We start from the raw sequence: 4,373 nt of genomic DNA, 5'->3' as shown, positions 1-4,373 counted from the left end.
TCGAAGATCCTTGGCCATTCTAAAACCAGCACTACCCTGGATATCTATGGCCATCTCATCCCGGTCATGCAAGAAGATGCTGCCCGGATCATGGATGAAATTGTGACAACGATCCAGGTTGATTTGGGGGAGTTGATCCAAACCGAAGCCTTAGACTAGCATCATACTTGCACGCAGTTGCTCGCCAATTGCTCGCAGAAACAAAAACCTGCCGAAAAGGCAGGTCTCAATCCCCTATATATGGGGGTGGCGGTGCTTAGCACCGCCACATCTAGTGCGCACCCGGAGGGACTCGAACCCCCAACCTACTGATTCGAAGTCAGACGCTCTATCCATTGAGCTACGGGTGCAACAGGGCAATTATATCCCAGAAGAACAGTCCGTCAATAAAGCGTCTTTCAGGATCGCTGCTTTCATAAAGTCGCGTTATTGTGCAGCAAATTTCTGGTCAAATAATTCGGCATCGTAAGGCGCTTTGCGGTTGGGGCAGCTTTCTCTTGGGCACAGTTGACAGCTCGCAAAACTACTCTCGGTTTCAAAACGAATCCCTGAAACCGTTTGCCCGGGTACCATCAACAAACTGTCCAACAGTTCCACGCCAATCGTGTTCTGCGTATTGCCCAGCATCTTGAAGAGCGGAATTTGCGCTTGTAGCGGCCAATCTTCCAGCGAGCCGGGATTCATGGTGGCTGTATGGCCGAGATTGTACGATTCGGTCAGGTGTTCTTCGAGCGCGGTTCTTGCTGATTGCAATGCAGCATTACTGATCGTATCGGCGTAAAACTGCGCCAGCATATCGCTAATCGAATGCTGCCATTCGTGCAGCTCGCGCCCGCAGGTGGCGATATACAAAAAGCAACGCTGGGTGGCTTCCAAATTGACCCGTAGCACCCGACTGGTCAGGATAGTATCCCCAATCGACACACTATCTTCTGTTTTCGCATCAATATAGCCGATGCGATAGATGGCTTTCGGGCGGGCAATTTGGCGGGCTTCATCCAGCAATTGGATCAACTCTTTTTCGCTGGAACGTCCGGGGCGCACGCGCAGCCTTTGCGCCAGTTCGTCGTAGTCGGGTTCAAAGGAAATGTTGTCGAGTATCAAAGTATCCATAGGGTCCTTGTGTGGGGCTGACGAAATCTCGCAGTATAATAACAGCAACCCCAACCAGGAGCAATATCATGCCGAAACCACTTTTTCATTGGTCGCCTGAATTTTACGACCGCTTATCCCGAAACTATGATCGTTTAGCGCGCATCTTTTTTTCGATTGGGGAAAAGGGTAAACAGCGAGTTGGCCGGAATCTCCCCGCGGGCCGCATCTTGGATATTGCCTGCGGCTCCGGGCGGTTGCTCGCAGACTCCTTTCGGGTGGATCGCACCTGTTTTGGGGTGGACTCCTCCCGGGGGATGCTCACCGAAACCCGGCGCAAAGTGCCGCGTGTTCATCTTGTGCAGGCCAGTTTTGACGCTTTGCCTTTCGCCCCTGAAACTTTTACAACCGTCGTCGAAACTAACGCCGTCAGTGGGGTGGAAACCGATGTCGGGCAGGTACTCTCTGAGATGGGACGGGTTTGTCGGCTGGGCGGTGAAATCCGCATCGGCGACTATGCCAAAGCGCCCAAAGTATCGGCGTGGCATCAACTGATGGAGTGGTTTGGCGAACTCTTTGGGGATTATGCCCACGACTATGCGGTGATATTGCGTTCAATGGGTTTCGAAATCACGGTTGAGTATTTGGGCCTGGACGGCATGTACCAGTATGTGCGTGCGCGGAGAGTACGATGAATATTTACTTTGCCTGTTCAATCACTGGTGGGCGACAGGATGCGGAAATTTATCGGATTATGGTTGAAACTCTTCAGGCTGATGGACACGATCTTCCCTCGGCGGTATTTGCCGTGCCCAGCCCAGGGGGTGGTGAATCACACATGGAGCCGGAAGTTGTTTACCGCCGCGATGTCGCCTGGATTGAAGCCTGTGATGTGCTGATTGCCGAAGTCAGCACGCCTTCGCATGGCGTAGGCTACGAAATTGGGTACGCACTACATCTGGGAAAACCCGTTCTCTGCCTGCACCGCGAAGAAAAAACGGTTTCAAAGATGCTCACAGGGAATCCGGATACCTTATTGCAAATGATGGGTTATGCCGATGTTGAAAATGGGGTCGCAACAATGCGCGCCTGTTTAGCCAAAATACTCACTGAAAGCGCCGAAAATTAACGCTGCTAACATCAATTACAGGGTGTTCAGAAGCCAATGCCCAAGCAATACCGCTGTCAGCGTGACGGTGATATTGTCAGAATCTCTGATGGGGAGTGACTCTACGAGTGTCCCGGCGATAGCAATAATACTGATGGGTAGCACGTAGGCGCTAAAGGGGGCAGGAAAAACCCCGAGCATAACAAAGACCCACACCACCCCCAGCGCGAAACTCCAGCCGCCGAGCAGCATCCCCAATGAGCCTAGCCACGATTTGTCCTTTGCCCAGGGGAGTTTGGCCTTTCCCCAGCGACGGCCTACAATATCGGCCAGACCGTCGCCGCCACACATCAGCATCAACCCGATGATCCCGATGGGCGAATCTTTCCAGTAAATAACGGTGAGCACCACAAAGACGATGCCATAAAAGAGTGGGCCGCGTAAAATCTCGCGCCGGTCACCGCTGCGCGACATGGCCTGCACGGCGGCTTCATCTTTCATCACCCCCAGGCCAACCAGCGCAAATTGAGCTGTGATCGCCAGTGGAACCAGCGCCGCCAGATAGCGCGCCGCGGGCGCATCGTTGAAGAGCAGCCAGCACAAGACGAAAATCGGGCCGGTGCCCATGTGGATGATTTTGCGGCTGAGATGGCTGCTGATCCAGCCGCGGTGTGCGGCGAAATCATTAAGGCGCAACCAGAGCAGCGCAGCAGTGAAAGTGATGATGAGTGCGATATAGTTGTTATTGAGCATAGGTTTGTGAGGTGAAGGTTGATTGTTACAGGTTAGCAGGTTTGAAACTTTCAACCTTCAACCTGCAACTGATGAATTCTTACCACTCGCATTGAGCGGTCGAAACCCCTGCGTGTTTGCCGGACTCTTTATACATGGTCACATTGGTAAAAGGTTCGCCTAATATGCCGTCGTGGATTGCCCAGGAGCGCAGGCGGATGCTGTTGGCGGCCTCCGGCTGTCGGAAGGGTGTACTGCCATCCAGCAGAGGCAGCAGATCGCCGCCCGCCTGGAAGCCCTGTTCGATGCGTTCCATCAGGCGGCGGCCTTTTTGGTAACGAAAGCCATAGCGTTCGAAAATTACTGCGTTATGATAAAACAACGGCTCGGCGAAGTGCATGGTATGACCGAGTTCGCTGATGAAATTTTCAAAAGTACTGACCGCCGATTTGAGCGTATGCAACCCCTCACGAATCTGCCCCGGGGAGAGATTAGCGTTCATGGCCGCTATTTCTGCGGCCTGGTTGCGGTGTTGTGTGCCAAATTGGGTTGAAGTGCCATCGGGGAGCCGATCAATATCGTAACGCGGGGATGCGGGGTCGTTGAGCGTATAAAATAAAATATGAATTTGCCCGTTCATCGTATCGGTGAGATGCCCGGATAGGATCGGGTCTCGGAAACCGCGCTGATGATACAGGCTGATCTCGACGCTGCTGCTGCCGGAGGGGGCATCCAACACCATCAACTCATTGCCCTGCCTATCGCTCAGGTAGGGATTTAGCTGGAAGCGCAGCAATAATTCCGGGGGAATGATGCGGGCGTAAATGGCTCTTTTTTCGGGCTGTGGTAGCAGGTTGATCCCGCCGAGGGTGGATGGAATGGTCATAAGGTTTCTGGATAGAATAGCGCAAGGTTGTAAAGCCGTAAAAATTTGAGTTCTTTGCGCTTTCGTGTCTCTGCGCCTTTGCGTTGAATGTTAATACCCGCTCTGGCGTATTTCGCGCTCAACCTGCCGCTGGGCGTCGCGCTCGGCTATGCTCTGGCGTTTATCGTGCAATTTTTTGCCGCGCGCCAGCGCGATTTCCACTTTTGCGCGCCCATTCTTCAGATAAACCTTTGTGGGGATTACCGTTGTGCCTTTGCGCCGTACTTCATCCCAGAGCTTGTAAATCTCTTTTTTTTTGAGCAGCAATTTGCGCGGCCGCGTCGGTTCGTGATTATAGCGCGAAGCCTGTTCGTAGGGGGCAATGTGGGCTTCGAGCAGCCAGGCTTCTTCGCCATCCACGCGCACATAGGCCTGCTTGATGCTGATATGCCCGGCGCGGATTGATTTGATCTCGCTGCCTTGTAGTACCAGCCCGGCCTCGAAAGATTCGAGCAGGTGATAATCGTGCCGCGCTTTTCGGTTGGTTGCGATGATTTTGACATTCATATTGTTAAT

The 4,373-nt window shown here is 53.1% G+C and carries 7 protein-coding genes and 1 tRNA gene; 3 read left to right on the top strand and 5 right to left on the bottom strand.

Annotation, left to right across the window (positions count from 1 at the left end):
* On the top strand, positions 1–159 hold a 159-nt coding region (locus HN413_13530; protein ID MBT3391417.1), incomplete at its 5' end, for a hypothetical protein.
* Positions 160–277: 118 nt separating this feature from the next.
* On the opposite strand, the gene HN413_13525 is transcribed toward HN413_13530, so the two are convergent.
* A tRNA-Arg gene (locus HN413_13525) sits at positions 278–350 on the bottom strand.
* A gap of 76 nt (positions 351–426) precedes the next feature.
* Positions 427–1,113, bottom strand: coding sequence for a vitamin B12 dependent methionine synthase (locus HN413_13520; GenBank protein MBT3391416.1), 687 nt, complete (start codon positions 1,111–1,113; stop codon positions 427–429).
* A gap of 68 nt (positions 1,114–1,181) precedes the next feature.
* Between HN413_13520 and HN413_13515 the strand changes: the two genes are divergently transcribed.
* Together HN413_13515 and HN413_13510 are read left to right on the top strand one after the other, a co-directional pair.
* Entirely contained in the window at positions 1,182–1,787 is a 606-nt protein-coding gene (locus tag HN413_13515) for a methyltransferase domain-containing protein (GenBank protein MBT3391415.1), read from the top strand.
* Positions 1,784–2,221 (top strand): deoxyribonucleoside 5'-monophosphate N-glycosidase, encoded by a 438-nt coding sequence (locus tag HN413_13510; GenBank protein MBT3391414.1) that lies wholly within the window; start codon positions 1,784–1,786, stop codon positions 2,219–2,221. The genes HN413_13515 and HN413_13510 overlap by 4 nt, the downstream gene beginning before the upstream one ends.
* Positions 2,222–2,236: 15 nt before the next feature.
* On the opposite strand, the gene HN413_13505 is transcribed toward HN413_13510, so the two are convergent.
* From HN413_13505 to smpB, 3 genes are all read right to left on the bottom strand, one after another.
* Entirely contained in the window at positions 2,237–2,953 is a 717-nt protein-coding gene (locus HN413_13505) for a phosphatidate cytidylyltransferase (protein ID MBT3391413.1), read from the bottom strand.
* A gap of 79 nt (positions 2,954–3,032) precedes the next feature.
* Complete coding sequence (locus HN413_13500) at positions 3,033–3,818, bottom strand: hypothetical protein (protein ID MBT3391412.1); 786 nt, start codon at positions 3,816–3,818, stop codon at positions 3,033–3,035.
* A gap of 90 nt (positions 3,819–3,908) precedes the next feature.
* Positions 3,909–4,373 (bottom strand): SsrA-binding protein SmpB, encoded by a 465-nt coding sequence (smpB, locus tag HN413_13495; GenBank protein ID MBT3391411.1) that lies wholly within the window; start codon positions 4,371–4,373, stop codon positions 3,909–3,911.

It is taken from the genome of Chloroflexota bacterium (assembly GCA_018648225.1).
Classification (GTDB): Bacteria; Chloroflexota; Anaerolineae; order Anaerolineales; family UBA11858; genus NIOZ-UU35.
The sequence above is the reverse complement of the archived record's forward strand: the minus strand, read 5'-3'. Positions and strand labels throughout refer to the sequence as shown.